Raw genomic sequence first — 18951 nt, 5'->3', positions numbered from 1 at the left:
AAGGGTTAGGGCGAGTGCCCGCTCAATGGTAGTCAACGATCTCCACGTCTTCGGCACCTGCAGTGGTCCACCTGAAACAGATGCGCCATTGGTCGTTGATGCGTATCGAATGCTGTCCGGCACGAATCGAGGTGGTTTCCGGGCGGCGATCGAAGGTCGTTCAGCTTGGACGGCATTGTCGATTGCTCGAAGACGACGCTCAGCGCGAGCGACCAAATCTGACGGAAAGCCTTTCGGTGCCTTACCCGCTGCAACCGCTTCGACCGCCCTGCCTTTGAACGAAACGATCAAAGTTGCACCCCTCATCTTGTATCATACTCTGATACAAGATGACTTGCAACATTGAAGTATCAATGACTGATACGAGTTCGTGCCGGGAACCTACTCCACCGTCACCGATTTCGCCAGATTGCGCGGCTGGTCGACGTCGGTGCCCATGAAGACGGCGGCGTAGTAGGCCAGCATCTGGATCGGCAGCGCGTAGATGATGGGCGAGATGATTTCCGGCACGTCGGGCAAGATGATGGTCTCCATCGTCTTGACGCTGACCTGCGCCGCGCCCTTGGCGTCGGTGATCAGGATGATCTTGCCGCCGCGCGCCGCCACTTCCTGCATGTTCGACACGGTCTTTTCGAAGATGCGGTCATGCGGCGCGATGACGATGACCGGCATGTTCTCGTCGATCAGCGCGATCGGGCCGTGCTTCAGCTCGCCGGCGGCGTAGCCTTCGGCGTGGATGTAGGAGATTTCCTTGAGCTTCAGCGCGCCTTCCATGGCCAGCGGGAAATTGGTGTCGCGGCCGAGATAGAGCACGTCCTTGTAGCGCGAGATTTCGCGCGCAATGCGCTCGATCTGCTCCTCGAGCTTCAGCACCTGGTTGGCGTAGCGCGGCGCTTCCGAAAGCGCGCGCACCAGCGTCTTCTCCTCATCCTTCGAGATCGTGCCGCGCGCCACGCCGGCCCGCACCGCCAGCGACGCCAGCACCGAAAGCTGGCAGGTGAAAGCCTTGGTCGAGGCGACGCCGATCTCCGGACCGGCAAGCGTCGGCAGCACGACATCGGATTCGCGCGCCATGGTCGATTCGCGCACATTGACGATGGCGCCGATCTTCATGCCGGCCTTGCGGCAGTAGCGCAGCGAGGCAAGCGTGTCGGCGGTCTCGCCCGATTGCGAGATGAAGAAGGCGGCATCATCAGCCGACAGCGGCATTTCGCGGTAGCGGAATTCGGAGGCGACATCGATGTCGACCGGCAGCCGCGCATAGCGCTCGAACCAGTATTTGCTGATCAGGCCGGCCAGATAGGCGGTGCCGCAGGCCGAGATCGCCAGGCGGCCGATCTTGGCGAAGTCGAACGGCAGCTCCAGCGGCTTCGACACGCCGGAGACGAAATCGACATAATGCGCCAGCGTGTGCGAGATCACTTCCGGCTGTTCATGGATTTCCTTTTCCATGAAATGGCGGCGGTTGCCCTTGTCGACCATGAAACTGGTCGACAGCGACTGCTGCCGCTTGCGGTCGACCTTTTTGCCGTCAATGTCGAAGATGGTGACGCCCTCGCGGCGCACCACCGCCCAGTCGCCGTCTTCGAGATAGGTGATCGAATTGGTGAACGGTGCGAGCGCAATGGCGTCGGAGCCCAAAAACATCTCGCCCTCGCCATGGCCGACGGCCAGAGGCGGGCCGTTGCGGGCGCCAACGATCAGGTCCTCGTCGCCCGTGAACATGATGGCCAGCGCAAAGGCGCCTTCCAGCCGCTTCAGCGCCTGGTGCGCGGCCTCGACCGGCCTCAGCCCTTTGGCCAGTTCCCGCGCCACCAGATGCGCCACGACCTCGGTGTCGGTCTGCGACGAGAAGACGTAGCCGTCGCGGATCAGCTCGTCGCGCAACTCGGCGAAATTCTCGATGATGCCGTTGTGGACGATGGCGACGCCGTCGGAAAAATGCGGATGCGCGTTGGTCTCGTTGGGCACGCCGTGCGTCGCCCAGCGCGTGTGACCGATGCCGATCGTGCCGTCGAGCGGCTCGTCCTTCAGCCGCCGTTCGAGGTTGATCAGCTTGCCTTCGGCGCGCCGGCGCCCGAGCGCGCCTTTCTCGACGGTGGCGACGCCGGCCGAGTCATAGCCGCGGTATTCCAGTCGTTTCAAAGCATCGACGATGAGCGGCGCGACTTGGTTTTGGCCGACAATTCCGACGATACCGCACATGCGCCTGCCCCCGATTCCCGATGGAAAACCAGCGCTATCTAGGGATTGCCGGCCTGCCGCGAAAGTCACTTTGCGTTTCGTCCGGTGTAACGGAACGCTTCCCGACCCTGCACCATGATAGACCGCTCTTGCAATCCGGTTACCGCAATTGCTCGATTTTTCAGGCGTCCGGTTCTCGTTTTCGCAATATCTGGCTAAGGTCCGGCCATGATGAGCCAAGCCACCGTCACACTCTGGCGTCCCGTCGGACCGAAGGAACTGGAACTGATCGAGGCGTCAGGGATGCGGGAATTCCCGCCGCGCCTGCCCGATCAGCCGATCTTCTATCCCGTCTTGACCGAGGCCTATGCGACGCAGATTGCCCGCGACTGGAACGTGCCGGCCAGCGGCTCCGGCTTCGTCACCCGCTTCGACGTGCTGAAAAGCTTTCTCGACCGCTACCGGGTGGAACATGCCGGCAGCAGGGCACATCTCGAATACTGGATTCCGGCCGAAGACCTCGCCGACTTCACCAGGGCGATTGTCGGCCAGATCCAGGTGACAGCGACCTTTGGCAAAGAAACTGCCGGCTGACCGTTAATGGTCGGCGCCGGCTTTCTTTTTGGCCGCAGCCGCTGAAGCAAAGCGTTCACGCAATTCCTTGGCTTTGCCGGGAATGGTCTTCTGGCGGGCGCGGCCGAAGGCGAGCGCATCGTCGGGCACGCTGTCGGTAATGACACTGCCCGAGGCGATATAGCCGCCCTTGCCGATCGTAACCGGCGCCACCAGCGACGAGTTCGAGCCGATAAAGGCACCCTCGCCAATGTCGGTGAAGAATTTCGAGTAGCCATCATAGTTGCAGGTGATAGTGCCGGCGCCGATATTGGCGCCCGCACCCACTCGTGCGTCGCCGATATAGGTCAGATGGTTGACCTTGGCGCCTTCCTCGACCGTTGCCTGCTTGACCTCGCAGAAATTGCCGACCTTGGCCTTGTTCCGGAGATCCGCGCCCGGCCGCAACCGTGCGAACGGGCCGACCTCGCAATTCGAGGCAATGGTGGCACCTGTCATGTGGCTGAAGGCATGGATGGTGGAGCCGGTAGAAATCTTGACGCCGGGACCGAACCAGACATTCGGCTCCACCACCGTATCGGCGCCGATCTCGGTGTCGTGCGAGAAATAAACAGTCTCCGGCGCGATCAGCGTGACGCCGGACAGCATGGCCTCGTTCCGCCGGCGCTGCTGCCAGATGCCTTCCGCCTGCGCCAGTTCGGCACGGTTGTTGATGCCGAGCGCACTCTCGAAGCTGGCTTCGGTGGCGACGACATCGAGCCCTTTCGCGCTGGCGATCTCGACGATGTCGGTCAGATAGTACTCGCCCTTGGCATTCTTGTTGCCGACGGTATCAAGCAGCTTCAGCGCGTGAGCGCCAGCAACAGCCATCATGCCGGCATTGCAGAAGCCGATCTTTTTCTCCTCAGCGGAGCAGTCCTTCTCTTCGCGAATGGCGGCGAGCTTGCCGCCTTTTTCGATCAGCCGGCCATAGCCGGTTGGATTAGGCGGGCGGAAGCCGATCACCACCACAGCGGCTCCTTCGGCCAGCTTTTGCCGCGCGTTCGCGAGCGCCTCGGCCTCGATCAAAGGCGTGTCGCCGAACATCACGAGAATATCGTCATAACCCTTTGATATCGCATCGCGCGCGGCCAGCACGGCATGCGCGGTGCCCAAGCGCTTTTCCTGCACGAACGTCTCGGCTTTCGGCGCGAACTTCGCCGCCGCCTTGCGCACCTCCTCGGCGCCATGGCCGATCACCAGCGCCTGGCTGCCGGCGCCGGCAGCCTCGGCCGCTTTCACCACATGGGCGACCATCGGCAGCCCGGCGATCTGATGCAGCACCTTCGGCAGCGCGCTCTTCATGCGCGTGCCTTCGCCGGCGGCGAGGATGACGGACAGGCAGGATCTCTGGCTCATGGAAGGACAACCGTATGAAAGGGATCAGGAATCGCAGAGTGGTAGCATCTGGCGCCATGCTGCACCAATGCGGTTAAATTCCGGTGAGACCATAGAGCAGCTGACTCTTAATCAGCGGGTCCACAGTTCAATCCTGTGCGCACCCACCAATCTTTCCAAAGGCTTGGTGGAAATTCGGGAATGCACCAAAAAATGGTGCAACCACATGGCAACCAGACGACTAGGAACTGCCAGTTAGGGGGTGGTTCCCTGAGGTAGTTCGTCATGAGCAGTTCCCGCCTGTGGGCGGTGTCAAAGTCGTCCAATTGGTCGCCCTTGAAAAATCTGGCGCGATTTCGAAGCAAGTAACTCTGAAAGGGTACCCCCCTCCCGTGCCGCAAACCGGGACCGGCCCTCCCTACCAACGACCACAGTAAGCTCGTGTGGGGCATGCCTTGCCGGTATAGGCGCACCAGTCAGGCCTGAAGGGGCACTGTCCGGGCATTTGTCGGCCACGACAACGCCAACGGCTGCCAAGCCCATAAGTCGCAACGAAAAGGGCATTTGCTCCATGCTGGCTTTGGCCGCCTGCGCGGACGCAAGCTACGATCCGCACGAATGATGTGGCATAATCGGCTGTTGCCCGACTTTGGGGACATTGCATTCGATCCGTGTGGCACAAGATGTATCATCATATCCTGATCCCCACCGATGGCTCGGAAAGATCCGAGAATGCCGTTACGCACGGCGTTGGCCTCGCCGCGGCCCTGAACGCACAAGTAACTATTCTTACGGTAGAGGCCCCGTTGCATTCGGTCGCATCCGACCCCACGCCAGTCGTCGAGATCCCTGGGGCGGCCGAATTCATTCATAAGTTTTTGCATGGAAAGGCGGAGGAGTATCTCGCTTCCGCCGCAGCCGTCGCGGCAGCCAGTCAGGTGTCCTTCGAGACTGTCCACATCAAGCATGAGCATTGCTTCGCAGCTATCATCGAAACGGCTGAAGCCAGGGGCTGCGATCTCATCGTCATGTCATCACATAGGCGAAGTGGGATATCGGCAGTGCTGCTCGGAAGCGTAACGCTCAAGGTGCTGACGCACAGCAACATCCCTGTGCTTGTTCACCGTTCGTAGAGTTGGTCGCGTGTTGCCGTGTGCCAACTCCCTGAGCACCTATCCCAGCCGTCCCAGCACCGGGAAATTCTCCAACAGCCAGTACGACACCGTCTGCACCCCGCCGGTGAGAAAGAACACACCGGCGACGACCAGCAGCGCGCCGATCGCCTTTTCGACACGGCCGAGATGGACGCGGAATTTGCCGAGGAAACGCATGAAGGCGCCGGAAAACAGCGCCGCGATCAGGAACGGGATGCCGAGGCCGAGCGAATAGGCGGCAAGTAGCAAGGCGCCCTCGCCCACCGTCTCGCGGCCGCCGGCCAAGGTCAGGATCGGCCCCAGCACCGGGCCGATGCAGGGCGTCCAGCCGAAGGCGAAGGCCAGCCCCATGACATAGGCGGCGACCATACTGGCCGGCTTGCCCTGCGACTGGAAGCGCGCCTCGCGCGACAGGAGCGGAATGCGCAATATGCCGAGGAAGTTCAGCCCCATCAGGATGATCAGCACGCCGGCCGCCATCGCCAGCGGCTCCTGCCAGACGCGCAGCCAATGGCCGATGGTCGAGGCGCCGGCGCCGAGCGCCACGAACACCGTGGAAAAACCGAGCACGAAGGCGATCGAGGAATAGATGAGCGCGCCGCGCACGCCAGCCTTGGCGGTGACGCCGGCATTGTCCCCGCGAAAATCGTCGACCGACACGCCGGCCATGTAACAGAGGTAGGGCGGCACCAGCGGCAGCACGCAAGGCGACAGGAACGAAATCGCCCCTGCTCCGACCGCGCTGACATAGCCGATGTCCAATGCCATCCCGAGACTCCAGATTCGCTGGCGCCGATATAGCGATGCAAAACTATGTTCGCCAATCACCATCGTGTGGCATTTGGCTACAGGTACGGCTCGGCCGGAGGAATTGTTACCGGCCCATCGTCAGATGACCAAGCCAGGGAAGAAACGCTCCTCGCCAAGCGTTCACAGAGCGAAGCCGCGATTTCTGCGCGCTTCTTCGGATACCCAGGGAGATTTCCATGAAAACGATCACTGTTGGCCTGGCCGCGCTTTTGCTCAGCACCGCTGCATCCTTCGCCGCCGAAGCCTGGAAGGAAGCCGAAGTCAACGGCACCAAGATCTACACCGATGCCAACGGCATGACGCTCTATACCTACGACAAGGACGAGAAGGGCAAGAGCAATTGCTACGATAAATGCGCCACCAACTGGCCGCCGCTGAAGGCCGAGGCCGGCGCCAAGGCGGACGACGAATGGACCATCGTCGACCGCACCGACGGCACCAAGATGTGGGCCTATGACGGCAAGCCGGTCTACACCTTCATCAAGGACAAGAAGGCCGGCGACACGACCGGCGACGGCGTCGGCGAAGTCTGGCACATCGTCAAGGCCGACTGATCTTCGAACCTCTATCCCCGCCGATCGGCGGGACGCAACTGGCTGCCGGCTCCAAGCGACCCGGCGGCCGGTTTCGTTTGTGGCACCTCGCAAAGACCGACAAGCGCGCAACCTCGACTCGTTTGCGCAAGACTTGGCGCCCAAACCGGACGTCCCCGAATTCTGTGATTTTCTCCATACACTCTTAGAGTGTATTGCGTCAGACGTGCCGGCAATTTGGCCGCCTCCCCTTGACCGGATGCAAAAGCGCGGCCATGTGAGCGACAAATAGAACGAGATTTCGTCGCGCGCAGCGGAATCCTTCTGCCGCACCACAGCTGATATGAGAACTCATGGACGTCGTCGTCGTCGAATCGCCGGCCAAGGCAAAGACAATCAACAAATACCTCGGCAAGAACTATAAGGTTCTGGCCTCGTTCGGCCATGTCCGCGATCTGCCGGCCAAGGATGGCTCGGTGCGTCCGGACGAGGATTTCGCCATGTCCTGGGCGGTCGATACCGCGTCGGGCAAGCGCCTCGCCGACATCGCCAAGGCGGTCAAGGATGCCGATGGCCTGATCCTCGCCACCGATCCGGATCGCGAGGGCGAAGCCATTTCCTGGCATGTGCTGGAAGTGCTGAAGCAGAAGCGCGCGCTGAAGGACAAGCCGGTCAGCCGCGTCGTCTTCAACGCCATCACCAAATCGTCGGTGCTGGAAGCGATGGCCAATCCGCGCCAGATCGATGGACCGCTGGTCGATGCCTATCTCGCCCGCCGTGCGCTCGACTATCTCGTCGGCTTCACGCTGTCGCCGGTGCTGTGGCGCAAATTGCCGGGCGCTCGCTCGGCCGGCCGTGTCCAGTCGGTGGCGCTGCGTCTGGTCTGCGACCGCGAATCCGAAATCGAGCGCTTCATTCGCGAGGAATACTGGCAGATCGCCGCTCTGCTGGGCACGCCGCGCAACGAGACTTTCGAGGCGCGGCTGACCGCTTTCGAGCGCAAGAAGCTGCAGAAGCTCGATATCGCCAACAAGGCGCAGGCCGACGACATCAAGGGCATGCTCGAGGGCGCAACCTTCAAGGCGCTGTCGGTGGAAGCCAAGCCGACCCGGCGCAATCCCGGCCCGCCCTTCACCACCTCGACGCTGCAGCAGGCGGCCTCGTCCGGCCTCGGCTTTTCGGCCACACGCACCATGCAGGTGGCACAGCGGCTTTATGAAGGCATGGAGATCGGCGGCGAGACCGCTGGCCTGATCACCTATATGCGAACCGACGGCGTGCAGATGGCGCCCGAGGCAATCGATGCCGCACGTGACGCCATCGCCAAGGAATTCGGCCCCAGATATCTGCCGGAAAAGCCGCGTCAGTACACGACCAAGGCCAAGAACGCCCAAGAAGCGCACGAGGCTATCCGCCCGACCGATTTCATGCGCACCCCGGCTTCGGTCAGGCAGTATCTCGATTCCGATCAGCTGCGGCTTTACGAGCTGATCTGGAAGCGCGCCATCGCCAGCCAGATGCAGTCGGCCGAGATCGAGCGCACCACGGTCGAAATCGAGGCGATCAACGGCGCCCGCACGGCGGAGCTTCGCGCCGTCGGTTCGGTCGTCCGCTTCGACGGCTTCATCGCCGCCTACACCGACCAGAAGGATGATGATGCGGAGGACGAGGAAAACCGCCGCCTGCCGGAAATCCGCGCCGGCGAACAGCTTGCCCGCCAGGCCATCAACGCCACCCAGCACACCACCGAGCCGCCGCCGCGCTATTCCGAGGCGTCGCTGATCAAGAAGTTGGAAGAGCTCGGCATCGGCCGTCCCTCGACCTACACCGCGATCCTGAAGACGCTGGAAGACCGCGACTACGTCACCATCGACAAGCGCCGTCTGGTGCCGCAGGCCAAGGGCCGCCTGCTGTCGGCGTTCCTTGAAAGCTTCTTCGAGCGCTATGTCGAATATGACTTCACGGCCTCGCTGGAGGAAAAGCTCGACGAGATTTCCGACGGCAAGCTCGCCTGGAAGGACGTGCTGCGCGACTTCTGGAAGGATTTTTCCGGCGCCGTCGCCGACATCAAGGAACTGCGCGTCACCGACGTGCTCGACGCGCTGAACGAGGAACTGGCGCCGCTGGTGTTTCCCACCCGCGAAGACGGTTCCAATCCGCGCATCTGCCCGAAATGCGGCACCGGCAATCTGTCGCTGAAGCTCGGCAAGTTCGGCGCCTTCGTCGGCTGCTCGAACTATCCGGAATGTTCGTTCACCCGCCAGCTCGGCGACGCCGCCAACCCCAATGGCGAGAATGGCGGCGGCGAGGACGGCACCAAGGTGCTGGGCAAGGACCCCTACACCGCCGAGGAAATCACGCTGCGCTCAGGCCGCTTCGGCCCCTACATCCAGCGCGGCGACGGCAAGGAAGCCAAGCGCTCCAGCTTGCCCAAGGGTTGGACGCCGGATACAATCGACCATGAGAAGGCGCTCGCTTTGCTCTCTTTGCCGCGCGATGTCGGCAAGCATCCGGAGTCGGGCAAGATGATCTCGGCCGGGCTCGGCCGCTACGGTCCGTTCGTGCTGCATGACGGCACCTATACCAATGTCGACAGCATCGAGGACGTGTTCTCGATCGGCCTCAACCGCGCCGTGTCGGTCATCGCCGAGAAGCAGTTGAAGGGCAAAGGCGGCCGCAATGGCGGCACTGCCGCGGCACTCAAGGAGCTCGGCGACCATCCCGACGGCGGCGGCAAGATCGTTGTGCGCGACGGCAAATACGGACCTTACGTCAACTACGGCAAGGTCAATGCGACCCTGCCCAAGGGCAAGGATCCGCAGTCGGTGACGGTCGAGGACGCGCTGGCGCTGATTGCCGAGAAGGAAGCCAAGGGCGGCGGCGGCAAGAAGCCATTCCGCAAGGCGACAGCGGCCAAGGCTCCTGCGGCCACGAAAACCACAGCCAAGAAGTCGGCGACCAAGAAGCCGGCGGCGAAGAAAAAGGGATAGCAGCGTGGCGCGCAGGATCACCGGTAGAAGCCACGGCGATCCGCGCACCGCCGACACCAGGGCCAAGGTCAAGGATGACTACCGGCCCTCGCGTGACGAAATCCTGCGCTACATCGCCGAAAATCCCGACCGCGCGGGAAAGCGCGACATCGCCAAGGCGTTCGCGCTGCGCGGTGACGACCGTATCTGGCTGAAGGACATTCTGCGCGACCTGCAGGACGAAGGCGTGCTGACCAAGGAGCGCAAGCGGCTGGCCCGTGTCGGCGCCCTGCCGCATGTCGCCATACTCGACATTTTTGGCCGCGACGGCGACGGCATCTTGCTGGCGCATCCGGCCGAGGCCGTGGGCCCGGGCGAACCGCCCGTCGTCTCGATCCGCGTCTCGCGCGGCGGCAACGGCCCGGCGCCAGGTATTGGTGACCGCGTGCTGGCCAAAACCTTCCCGACCGATGAGCCGAACGGCCCCGCCTATACCGGCCGCGTGATGAAGATTTTCGAGAAGCGGACCGATGCCGTGCTCGGCGTCTTCCGCATCCTTGAGGACGGCACTTTCCGCATCGAGCCGGTGGAACGGCGCCAACCCGAGCTGATCGTCGACAAGGAATTCCAGAACGGCGCCAGGAACGGCGACCTGGTCGAGGTCGAACCAGCGCGCGCGTCCCGCTATGGCCTGCCGCGCGCAAAAGTGCTGGCGGTGCTGGGTTCGCTGACCAGTGAAAAGGCGGTCTCGATGATCGCCATTCATGCGCATGACATTCCGCATATTTTCCCGGCCGACGTCATCGCCGAATCCGAAGCGGTCAAGCCGGCGACGCTTGCTCACCGCGAGGACTGGCGCGACCTGCCGCTGGTCACCATCGACCCAGCCGACGCCAAGGACCATGACGATGCGGTGTTCGCCACGCCGGACCTCGACGAGAAGAACCCGGGCGGCGTGATTGCCACCGTGGCGATCGCCGATGTGGCGGCCTATGTCCGCTATGGCACCGCACTCGACCGCGAGGCGCTGAACCGCGGAAATTCGGTCTATTTCCCTGACCGTGTCGTGCCGATGCTGCCCGAGCGCATCTCCAACGACCTCTGTTCGCTGCGCGAAGGCCAGGACCGGCCAGCGCTCGCCGTGCGCATGACCTTCTCGGCCGATGGCCGCAAGCTGCGACATACCTTCCACCGCGTCATGATGAAGTCGGCGGCCAAGCTCGCCTACCCGCAGGCGCAGGCGGCGATAGACGGTGTGCCGGACGACAAGACCGGGCCGATCCTCGACACGGTGCTGAAGCCGCTGTGGGACGCCTACGCCATCCTCAAGCGCGGCCGCGATGGCCGCCAGCCGCTGGAGCTCGAATTGCCGGAGCGCAAGATACTGCTCAAGCCGGACGGCACCGTCGACCGCGTCATCGTCCCGGAACGGCTCGACGCCCACAAGCTGATCGAAGAGTTCATGATCCAGGCCAATGTCGCCGCTGCTGAGACGCTGGAGGCGAAGAAGCAGGCGCTGGCCTACCGCGTGCATGACGCGCCGTCACTGGCCAAGCAGGAATCGCTGCGCGAGTTCCTGCAGACGCTCGGCCTGTCGCTGGCGCGCGGCGCACAGATGCGGCCCGCCCAGTTCAACGGCATCCTCGAGCGCGTGCGTGGCGCCGACAATGAAGGGCTGGTCAACGAAGTGGTGCTGCGCTCGCAGAGCCAGGCCGAATACTCGCCCAAGAACATCGGCCATTTCGGCCTCAACCTGAAACGCTACGCGCACTTCACCTCGCCGATCCGCCGCTATGCCGATCTGATCGTGCATCGGGGACTGATTGCCGCACTCGGGCTTGGCCCGGGCGGCTTGACGCAGGATGAGGAGGCGCGGCTGGAAGAAGTGGCGGTGCTGATCTCCGCTACCGAGCGTCGCGCCATGGCCGCGGAGCGCGACACGGTCGATCGGCTGATCGCCGCCTATCTCGCCGAGCGCATCGATGACTGCTTTGACGCGCGCATCTCCGGCGTCACCAAGGCAGGACTATTTGTCCAATTGCCGCAGTTTGGCGCGGATGGTTTCATCCCGGTGTCAAGTCTGAACGGCGATTACTATATATACGACGAAACCGCGCGATCGCTGTTCGGAGAACGCACCGGCAAGGGTTATCAGCTTGCCGACCGCGTCGAGGTTCGCCTGATCGAGGTGGCGCCGATGGCTGGCGCGATGCGGTTCGAAATGCTGACCGACCCGAAGCCCCTGCCCGGCTCCAAGAGGTCGTTTCACAAGGCAAAAGGCCGCGCCCGTGCGTCGCAATCGCGCCCGGGGTCGCGCGGCAGGAGGCGGTAAATGCCGAAAGAATTTGGGATGGCAAGCGAACTGGGGATCCAGGAACAGGTTTTCGGCGGTGAACATCATTCGGGCCGGGTCGCCCGCCCGCTATGGACGGCGATGAAGCGCGGCGCGCTTGGCCGCTGTCCGCATTGCGGCGAAGGCAAACTGTTTGCCGGCTTCACCAAGAGCGTCGATAAATGCAGTGTCTGCGGCGAGGAGCTTTATCACCACCGCGCCGACGACCTGCCCGCCTATCTCGTCATCGTCATTGTCGGCCACATCGTTCTCGGCGCCTTTATGGCTGTCGAGGCGACCTCGACGCTCTCCATGTGGCAGCACATCGCCATCTGGGTACCGCTGACCATCGCGCTGTCGGTCGCTCTGCTGCAACCGGTCAAGGGTGCCGTCATCGGACTGCAATGGGCGCTCTATATGCACGGCTTCGGCGGCGAAAAGGACGCGACAGAGCCACGTCCCGGAACCTGACCCGCATCGGGCAATGTCGCCTGGCGCAACATGCCGACCGTGAAAGGCCACTTTCGTTTGCCAAAAGTTTCCGCTAGGTCCTGCGCATGGAAGGTATGACCAAGGCGGAAGTCGACAGGATGGAGCGGGGCACGATCGCCCATAGCGGCCAGCCGATGCGTCCCCGCGACGCCGCGACTCTGATCCTGCTGGAACGCCAGGGCGACGAGGTGCTGGTGCTGATGGGCCGGCGCCATGCCGGCCACGCTTTCATGCCCGGCAAATTCGTCTTTCCCGGCGGCCGCACCGATCCGGCCGACAGCCGCATTGCCGTTGCCACAGCGCTTCATCCCGAGGAAGAAGCCAAGCTCACCGCCAGCGTAGGCCGCATCAGCCGGTCGCGCGCCCGCGCTATCGCGCTCTCGGCCATCCGCGAGACCTATGAGGAAGCCGGCCTGCTCATCGGCCGCAAGGCCGCCTTCGCAACGGACAAGCGCGACTGGCAGGGCTTTGTCGAGCACGGCGTCCAGCCTTCGTTGGCGCCGCTTCGCTTCGTCGCCCGCGCCATCACCCCGCCCAATCGCGTGCGTCGTTTCGACACAAGGTTCTTCAGCGCCTGGCGCAGCGACGTCGCCGTCGAGCTGCCGGGTGGCGGTCCGACCAATGAGCTGGAAGAACTGGTCTGGTTGCCGCTTGCCAAGGCGAGAGAGGCCGATATCCCCGACATCACCCGGACGATCCTGCAGGAGCTGGAAAAGCGGCTTGCCGACGATCCGCTGCTGCGCCCCGGTGGCTCCGCGCCGTTCTACCGGCTTGTCCGCAACCGCTTCGTTCGCGAAGTTCTTTAGCCCCCGAAATTTACTAGCATCGAGTATTCAGGCATTCCCATGACGGTCGATACCCAACAAGAGGGCGACGAACGCGTACACTGGCTACCGATGGTGGCTGCGATCTCGTCCATCAGCGTCGTCGGCATCGCCATCGGCCTCGGCATGCCGCTGCTCAGTGTCATTCTGGAGACGCGCGGCCATTCAGCTTCGATGATCGGCCTCAACACGGCGGTCGCCGGTCTCGCCTCGATCGCCGGCGCCCCGCTCGCCACGCCGCTGGCGATGCGCTTCGGCGTCGCCTGGACGATGGTTGGCATGATCGTCGCCGGCGCTCTCGCCTTTGTCGGTTTCCATTTCGCCCCGGACTTCTGGATGTGGTTCCCGCTGCGCATCGTCCTGCACATCGCGCTCACGGTGCTGTTCATCCTGTCGGAATTCTGGATCAGCACATCGGCGCCGCCCCGACGGCGTGGCCTGGTGCTCGGCATCTACGCCACCGTGCTGTCCCTCGGCTTTGCCGCTGGGCCGTGGATCTTCGCTCATATCGGCAGCACCGGCTTCAGGCCGTTCGGGGTCATCATCGTCCTGGTGGCACTGGCCGCGATACCGGTGCTGGCCGCGCGCAACGAAAGCCCCACCATTGTGGTCGACGGCGAGACCAGCCACTTCCTGCGCTACATCTGGCTGGTACCCACGGCGACTGCCGCCGTGCTCGTGTTCGGCGCCGTCGAGACCGGCGGCTTTGCGCTGTTCCCGGTCTATGGCAACCGCATTGGCTATTCCGAAGCGGATGCAGCCCTTCTCCTCACCATGATCGGTCTCGGCAACGTGTTGCTGCAGATTCCGATCGGCATGATCAGCGACCGCGTCAGCGACCGCCGCTATCTGCTTTTGGCTTGCGCCGCGGTCGGGCTTGCCGGCACCATCTTCATGCCGTTCTTCGCTCAGAATTGGCACCTGATGGCGGCGCTTCTGTTCGTCTGGGGCGGTGTGGTGGCCGCTATGTACACGATCGGCCTTGCCCATCTCGGCTCCCAGCTCTCCGGCCATGAACTGGCCTCGGCCAACGCCGCCTTCGTGCTCTGCTACGGTGTCGGCATGGTGCTCGGCCCGCAAGCCATCGGCATCGGCATGGATGCGTTCGGCCCGTCCGGATTTGGCTGGTCGCTCGGCCTGTTCTTCGGCGCTTACATCGCCCTGGTCAGCGTCAGGCTGATCCGCAAGCTCCTGTTGTAGCCCGCCGCGGCAAGCCCTTTCCCACAACGCAAAGACATGGCTGCTGACAGCACCGTGTCAGGAGGCCTCAGCTAAAAGGGTGTCCCAAAACACCCGAGTTTGAGGATACTGCGATGATCGACAGCGGCTTTGAAACCACATCGTTACGCATGACGCTCCTGCTGCTTGTCAGCTTCCAGGCCCCGGCAGCCGATGTCGACCGCATCATGGACGCCGTGGTCGCGATCGCCCCGCTCGCCATGGGCAAATACGATCGTAACGCCTATCAAACAGCGCACGGCATCGAACGCTACAGGCCACTTGAAGGTGCTGCCGCCGGCGCCGAAACCGAATTGCGCCGCCGCCCCGGCACGGTCGAGGTCTCGTTCGAACTTCCCGATGACCAGATGCTCGCCGCCCGCGTCGTCGAGGCGATTTTCCAGGCGCATTCCTATCAGGAGCCGGTGATCCGCATTCAGCCGATCCTCGCCAGCCGCTCCAAGGGCCTGGACGACCGCGCCAATCCGAATCGTTGGTGGAACACCACCGGCGACTGGAAGAATGCGGCAGCGCCGATAGCGCAACGCGCGTGATTTCAAGCCAAAGGGCGGCTTGCGTGGGTCACAGCTGGTGCGCCGGGCTGTCGATAGCTAATCAAGTTGTCCGGTTTGGTAGCACATCATTTGTCCGCTTCTGTTTTGCGTCGAAGCGGTTCACGCGGCTTGCCTGATGGGGCAAGTTTCCTCGATTGCGGCGCCATCAGGCATGTATCGCGCAATGCGGCGCGGCCCGTGGAAGATCGCAAGCGTCCCATCCGGGTATTGCCTGATCTTGACGGTGGCTTTGACAAAGTGATGCCGGATCGGACTTTTCGGCAGCTGCAATCGCAGCCGCGCGAAAGCGATCGTGTTGTCGCGGGCAACGACGCGCTCCTCCTCGATGCACAGGATCTGGGCCAGTTGTTGCGGGTCGGCGGCGACAAAGGCGCTGTCTTCGACCGCGGCCGGCCTGGCGAAGCGGGCATTGTGGGCCGGCAGATAGGTCTGTGCGATGAAGCGGTTGGCGGCCTCGATATCGGCAATGCCGGCCAGTGCCAGTTCCCTCGGCAGCCGGTCCTGCAAGGTCGAGAACATCCGCTCGGAGCGGCCCCGCGCTTCAGGAGAATAGGCTGGAATATGTTCGATGCCGAGCCGCCCGAGGGCCCGGCCGACCTGGGTCAAGCGGATCTTGTCGACAGTCCCGCCGGCCTTGAGCGTCACGAAATAGTGGCTGCCGCGATCGCTGTAGAGGCTCGATGGCAGTCCCTTGGCAACGAACGTCTCCAGGAGCCCCTGAAAGCTCGACGCCGTGCCTTCCTCCTCGATCAGGAAGGCCGAATAGATCGTGCTCGTCGCATCGTCCATCGTCACGATCAGATCCAGCATCGGCCCACCCGCCAGCCATTGATGACGGCTGCCATCCTGATGCAGCATCATTCCCTCGCACGGCTTGCGTTCGCGCTTGCGCCGGTGAGCACCGCGCCGCTTGGCCCGTTCCACCAGCCCAGCCGCATGAAGCTGCGTCTTGATGAAGGTGTAGCCCCAGCTGAAATCGTGATCGCGCAGCAGGTGCTCGTGGAAATGCTTCACGTTCCAGCCAAGGTAACGATGGCGATAAAGCTCCAGCATCTCCTCGATCGCTTCCGCTGGCACCCGGCGCGTCGAAAGCTTGCCCAAACGCCGGTCGAGCAACCCAGCGTCCCCGGCCTCTTCATATCGGTCGCGATAACGCCGGAGTTGCCGCTCCGACATGCCCAGCAACTCGCCTGCCTCCATCATCGAAAGGTCGCCGCCATTCCAGCGGCTCAAAACATCCCGAAACTTCTGCATTCTCCGGTCCTGTAGCCACGCTGCCCGCTTCATCCCCAGCCTCCATTCGCTGGCGATAAAACCGGACAACTCGCGTGCTACCTAATCCGGACAACTCGTGTGCTTACGACACAGCTGGTGCGCCGGGCTTGACTTTCCGGGCACGTTCTTTATGTGTCGCGCCAAGTTTCCCGCGTCCGGGTGTTTTCCCCCGCTCCAGCGGCCAAAACCCCACGAACATAACGGACTGATACAATGGCCAAAGCCGCAAACATCAAGATCAAGCTTCTGTCGACCGCCGACACCGGTTTCTTCTACGTGACCAGCAAGAACAGCCGTACCAAGACGGACAAGCTGTCCTTCCGCAAGTACGATCCGGTCGCCAAGAAGCATGTCGAGTTCAAGGAAACCAAGATCAAGTAATCTGATTTTCCATACGTCTTTAAAACGCCGTCCCTTGGGGCGGCGTTTTTGTTTTGTAGGCTCAGAAAAGCCGGAAGCCTCCACAGCCTGACGCGGGCTTCGAGTGATTTTTGGCAAAAAAGGGGGCCGGTCGGCGTATGGCAGCGGTACGAGGAGGCCACTATGTGCCAAGGCCGGCCGGCCGACCCCACGGACCCAGGAGATGCGGCGGACCTGAGCATCATGGGGTATTCGGAGCGATACGGCTGTCTACCCTCGTGCCCGCATCGCCTTAGTTCTTGCACTGCACATTTGCGCAACAACGTATGAAAATCAACAGTTTCTTAACCAAGGCTCGGGAATCGCTTGGATTAAGGTAAATTACTAACCCTATCGGGTTGACTGGATAATTCGGCGTCGGATCTACGCGGCCTTGGCGACGACGCGGTTGCGGCCACCGCTCTTGGCTTCGTAAAGCGCGACGTCGGCGCGCTTCATCAACGCCGCGACCGTGTCAGCGCCGTTCAGCACCGACGACACGCCGACGCTGACCGTGACCTCGATCGTCTTGCCTTCTTGACCGATGGTAAACGGCAGTTGGGCGATTTCGGCGCGAATGCGCTCGGCAACCTTTTCCGCCACCGCGCCGTCCGTGTCCGGCATCACAACGACGAATTCCTCGCCGCCGAAGCGGCAGGCAAGATCGATGCCCCTGACATTCTTGCGCAGCCGCCGGGCGAATTCGCGCAGCACGTCGTCGCCGCCATCGTGGCCATGCGCGTCATTGACGGTCTTGAAGCGATCGAGATCGGTGATCATCACCGACAGAGGCCGCCGCCGAGCCACGGCGCGGTCGAACAGCGTCTGCAGATGGCTGTCGAGGTAGCGGCGGTTGTGCAGCCCGGTCAGCCCGTCGGTCACAGCCATCTCGATGGTCTGGGTGACGCTGGCGCGCAGCTGGTCGTTGTAGCGCTTGCGGCGCACCTGCGTGCGCAGCCGCGCCATCAGCTCCTGCTGATCGATCGGCCGCATCAGATAGTCGTTGATGCCGAGTTCGAGGCCGCGGATGATGCGGCCCTCCTCGCCTTCCTCGGCAAGCAGGATGATCGGCAGGAAGCGGGTGCGATCGAGCGAACGCAATTGCGAGCATAGCCGCAGCGGATCGAAATCGGCAAAACCGGTCGAGATCAGCACGCATTCGTATGGCGCCTCGGCAGCCTGGAAGAAACCGGCATGCGGGTCGGTGGCAATGTCGAGCTCGGCGCTGCCCCGCAGCATTTTCTGGATGCGTTCGAAGGAGGATTTGCGCTCGTCGATCAACAACACCTTCGGCGTCGCGTCCTCGGATGTGAAGCTGCGGCTCAACAGCGCCTCGATGCCGATGTTGCGGGTGGTCGAGGCGCGCAGACGCAACTCGTCGGTCAGCGACTTCAGCCTGACCAGGCTCTTGACCCGCGTCATCAGCTGCAAATCGTTGACCGGCTTGGTCAGGAAATCGTCGGCGCCGGCCTCGAGGCCGCGCACCCGGTCCGAAACCTGGTCGAGCGCGGTGATCATGACCACCGGTATATGCGACGTCGCCGGATCGCTCTTCAACCGCTTGCAGACCTCGAACCCGTCAATGTCAGGCATCATCACGTCCAGCAGCACGACATCGACCTTGCCGTTTTCGCAGGTCTCGATCGCATCCAGCCCGTTGGAGGCGGTCAGCACCTCGAAATATTCGGCCAGCAGCCGAACCTCCAGTAGCCGCACATTGGCAGGGATGTCGTCGACGACGAGAATCCGCGCAGTCATTTCACAAGGCTCCGGCTGGAATGGGTGCTGGCATCAGGCGTCACCCAGATAGGATTTGATGGTTTCGATGAAACGCGGCACCGAGATCGGCTTGGAGATGTAGGCCTCGCAGCCCCCTTGGCGAATACGTTCCTCGTCGCCCTTCATGGCGAAGGCGGTGACGGCAATCACCGGAATGGAACGGAGGTCGTCATCCTCCTTCAGCCATTTCGTCACTTCCAGGCCTGACACTTCCGGCAGCTGAATATCCATCAGGATCAGGTCCGGCCGGTGCTGGCGCGCCAGATCGAGCGCCTCGAGGCCGTTGCGCGTACGCACCGTCTCGTAACCGCTGGCTTCGATGAGGTCCCGAAAGAGCTTCATATTGAGCTCATTGTCCTCGACGATCATCACCTTCTTAGGCATCGATTTCCCGTCCCGGCCGAGCTTCTGCCTGAAACCCGCCGTCATGCGCCCTTGTCGGAGCACACCAAACCCT

Annotated in this window: 16 protein-coding genes and 1 pseudogene; 10 read left to right on the top strand and 7 right to left on the bottom strand. The window is 62.7% G+C overall.

The window, feature by feature from the left end; translation table 11 throughout:
- Positions 1-22: 22 nt before the first annotated feature.
- Both JQK88_RS36360 and glmS read right to left on the bottom strand, forming a co-directional pair.
- Positions 23-291, bottom strand: a pseudogene (locus tag JQK88_RS36360) (type II toxin-antitoxin system RelE/ParE family toxin).
- A 90-nt stretch (positions 292-381) separates the two neighbouring features.
- Positions 382-2205 carry a glutamine--fructose-6-phosphate transaminase (isomerizing) gene (gene glmS, locus JQK88_RS21825; protein ID WP_192251166.1) on the bottom strand — a complete coding sequence of 608 codons (1824 nt, stop codon included), beginning with the start codon at positions 2203-2205 and terminating at the stop codon, positions 382-384.
- Positions 2206-2415: 210 nt separating this feature from the next.
- Here glmS and JQK88_RS21820 point away from each other — a divergent pair, with 210 nt between their 5' ends.
- Entirely contained in the window at positions 2416-2778 is a 363-nt protein-coding gene (locus JQK88_RS21820) for an ADP-ribosylation/crystallin J1 (RefSeq protein WP_203279419.1), read from the top strand.
- Positions 2779-2781: 3 nt separating this feature from the next.
- Here JQK88_RS21820 and glmU read toward each other — a convergent pair whose 3' ends face one another.
- Positions 2782-4155 (bottom strand): bifunctional UDP-N-acetylglucosamine diphosphorylase/glucosamine-1-phosphate N-acetyltransferase GlmU, encoded by a 1374-nt coding sequence (gene glmU, locus JQK88_RS21815; protein WP_192251171.1) that lies wholly within the window; start codon positions 4153-4155, stop codon positions 2782-2784.
- A 662-nt stretch (positions 4156-4817) separates the two neighbouring features.
- Between glmU and JQK88_RS21810 the strand changes: the two genes are divergently transcribed.
- Positions 4818-5267 (top strand): universal stress protein, encoded by a 450-nt coding sequence (locus JQK88_RS21810; protein ID WP_203279418.1) that lies wholly within the window; start codon positions 4818-4820, stop codon positions 5265-5267.
- Positions 5268-5306: 39 nt separating this feature from the next.
- Here JQK88_RS21810 and JQK88_RS21805 read toward each other — a convergent pair whose 3' ends face one another.
- Positions 5307-6056, bottom strand: a complete 750-nt coding sequence (locus JQK88_RS21805; RefSeq protein WP_192251175.1) for a cytochrome c biogenesis CcdA family protein — start codon at positions 6054-6056, stop codon at positions 5307-5309.
- 218 nt (positions 6057-6274) lie between these two features.
- Between JQK88_RS21805 and JQK88_RS21800 the strand changes: the two genes are divergently transcribed.
- The 7 genes from JQK88_RS21800 to JQK88_RS21770 all read left to right on the top strand — a co-directional run bounded on the left by JQK88_RS21800 (position 6275) and on the right by JQK88_RS21770 (position 15020).
- Entirely contained in the window at positions 6275-6652 is a 378-nt protein-coding gene (locus JQK88_RS21800) for a COG4315 family predicted lipoprotein (protein WP_203279417.1), read from the top strand.
- 332 nt (positions 6653-6984) lie between these two features.
- The gene (gene topA / locus JQK88_RS21795) at positions 6985-9621 is read left to right on the top strand and encodes a type I DNA topoisomerase (protein ID WP_203279416.1); all 2637 of its coding nucleotides are present in this window, start codon (positions 6985-6987) and stop codon (positions 9619-9621) included.
- Positions 9622-9625: 4 nt separating this feature from the next.
- Complete coding sequence (gene rnr / locus JQK88_RS21790; RefSeq protein WP_203279415.1) at positions 9626-11932, top strand: ribonuclease R; 2307 nt, start codon at positions 9626-9628, stop codon at positions 11930-11932.
- An 18-nt stretch (positions 11933-11950) separates the two neighbouring features.
- A complete protein-coding gene (locus JQK88_RS21785; RefSeq protein WP_192251199.1) occupies positions 11951-12403 on the top strand; it encodes a DUF983 domain-containing protein in 453 nt (150 codons plus the stop codon).
- An 86-nt stretch (positions 12404-12489) separates the two neighbouring features.
- The gene (locus JQK88_RS21780) at positions 12490-13230 is read left to right on the top strand and encodes an NUDIX hydrolase (RefSeq protein ID WP_192251184.1); all 741 of its coding nucleotides are present in this window, start codon (positions 12490-12492) and stop codon (positions 13228-13230) included.
- A 39-nt stretch (positions 13231-13269) separates the two neighbouring features.
- Positions 13270-14448: an MFS transporter gene (locus JQK88_RS21775; protein WP_192251187.1), complete on the top strand. Its 1179-nt coding sequence runs from the start codon at positions 13270-13272 to the stop codon at positions 14446-14448.
- A 113-nt stretch (positions 14449-14561) separates the two neighbouring features.
- Positions 14562-15020 (top strand): YqfO family protein, encoded by a 459-nt coding sequence (locus tag JQK88_RS21770; protein WP_192251190.1) that lies wholly within the window; start codon positions 14562-14564, stop codon positions 15018-15020.
- A 120-nt stretch (positions 15021-15140) separates the two neighbouring features.
- On the opposite strand, the gene JQK88_RS21765 is transcribed toward JQK88_RS21770, so the two are convergent.
- Positions 15141-16295 carry an ISNCY family transposase gene (locus JQK88_RS21765; RefSeq protein WP_203279414.1) on the bottom strand — a complete coding sequence of 385 codons (1155 nt, stop codon included), beginning with the start codon at positions 16293-16295 and terminating at the stop codon, positions 15141-15143.
- Between the two features lie 234 nt (positions 16296-16529).
- On the opposite strand from JQK88_RS21765, the gene rpmG reads away from it, so the two are divergent.
- A complete protein-coding gene (rpmG, locus tag JQK88_RS21760) occupies positions 16530-16697 on the top strand; it encodes a 50S ribosomal protein L33 (protein ID WP_006201775.1) in 168 nt (55 codons plus the stop codon).
- Between the two features lie 402 nt (positions 16698-17099).
- Here rpmG and JQK88_RS21755 read toward each other — a convergent pair whose 3' ends face one another.
- Together JQK88_RS21755 and JQK88_RS21750 are read right to left on the bottom strand one after the other, a co-directional pair.
- The gene (locus JQK88_RS21755) at positions 17100-18473 is read right to left on the bottom strand and encodes a PleD family two-component system response regulator (protein WP_192258735.1); all 1374 of its coding nucleotides are present in this window, start codon (positions 18471-18473) and stop codon (positions 17100-17102) included.
- A gap of 33 nt (positions 18474-18506) precedes the next feature.
- Positions 18507-18878, bottom strand: a complete 372-nt coding sequence (locus tag JQK88_RS21750; protein WP_142864985.1) for a response regulator — start codon at positions 18876-18878, stop codon at positions 18507-18509.
- Positions 18879-18951 lie beyond the last annotated feature (73 nt).

Source organism: Mesorhizobium caraganae (genome assembly GCF_016836705.1).
GTDB classification, from domain to species: Bacteria; Pseudomonadota; Alphaproteobacteria; order Rhizobiales; family Rhizobiaceae; genus Mesorhizobium; species Mesorhizobium caraganae.
Note: the sequence above shows the minus strand (reverse complement) of the source record. Positions and strands in the feature narration are given on the sequence as shown.

Excerpts from the sequence above, each read along its gene's own strand:
- glmS (WP_192251166.1), bottom strand. The coding sequence starts at position 2,205 with ATGTGCGGTATCGTCGGAATTGTCGGCCAAAACCAAGTCGCGCCGCTC.
- JQK88_RS21770 (WP_192251190.1), top strand. The coding sequence starts at position 14,562 with ATGATCGACAGCGGCTTTGAAACCACATCGTTACGCATGACGCTCCTG.
- JQK88_RS21820 (WP_203279419.1), top strand. The coding sequence starts at position 2,416 with ATGAGCCAAGCCACCGTCACACTCTGGCGTCCCGTCGGACCGAAGGAA.
- JQK88_RS21755 (WP_192258735.1), bottom strand. The coding sequence starts at position 18,473 with ATGACTGCGCGGATTCTCGTCGTCGACGACATCCCTGCCAATGTGCGG.
- rpmG (WP_006201775.1), top strand. The coding sequence starts at position 16,530 with ATGGCCAAAGCCGCAAACATCAAGATCAAGCTTCTGTCGACCGCCGAC.
- JQK88_RS21810 (WP_203279418.1), top strand. The coding sequence starts at position 4,818 with ATGTATCATCATATCCTGATCCCCACCGATGGCTCGGAAAGATCCGAG.
- topA (WP_203279416.1), top strand. The coding sequence starts at position 6,985 with ATGGACGTCGTCGTCGTCGAATCGCCGGCCAAGGCAAAGACAATCAAC.
- JQK88_RS21750 (WP_142864985.1), bottom strand. The coding sequence starts at position 18,878 with ATGCCTAAGAAGGTGATGATCGTCGAGGACAATGAGCTCAATATGAAG.
- glmU (WP_192251171.1), bottom strand. The coding sequence starts at position 4,155 with ATGAGCCAGAGATCCTGCCTGTCCGTCATCCTCGCCGCCGGCGAAGGC.
- JQK88_RS21780 (WP_192251184.1), top strand. The coding sequence starts at position 12,490 with ATGGAAGGTATGACCAAGGCGGAAGTCGACAGGATGGAGCGGGGCACG.
- JQK88_RS21805 (WP_192251175.1), bottom strand. The coding sequence starts at position 6,056 with ATGGCATTGGACATCGGCTATGTCAGCGCGGTCGGAGCAGGGGCGATT.
- JQK88_RS21785 (WP_192251199.1), top strand. The coding sequence starts at position 11,951 with ATGGCAAGCGAACTGGGGATCCAGGAACAGGTTTTCGGCGGTGAACAT.
- JQK88_RS21800 (WP_203279417.1), top strand. The coding sequence starts at position 6,275 with ATGAAAACGATCACTGTTGGCCTGGCCGCGCTTTTGCTCAGCACCGCT.
- JQK88_RS21765 (WP_203279414.1), bottom strand. The coding sequence starts at position 16,295 with ATGCAGAAGTTTCGGGATGTTTTGAGCCGCTGGAATGGCGGCGACCTT.
- JQK88_RS21775 (WP_192251187.1), top strand. The coding sequence starts at position 13,270 with ATGACGGTCGATACCCAACAAGAGGGCGACGAACGCGTACACTGGCTA.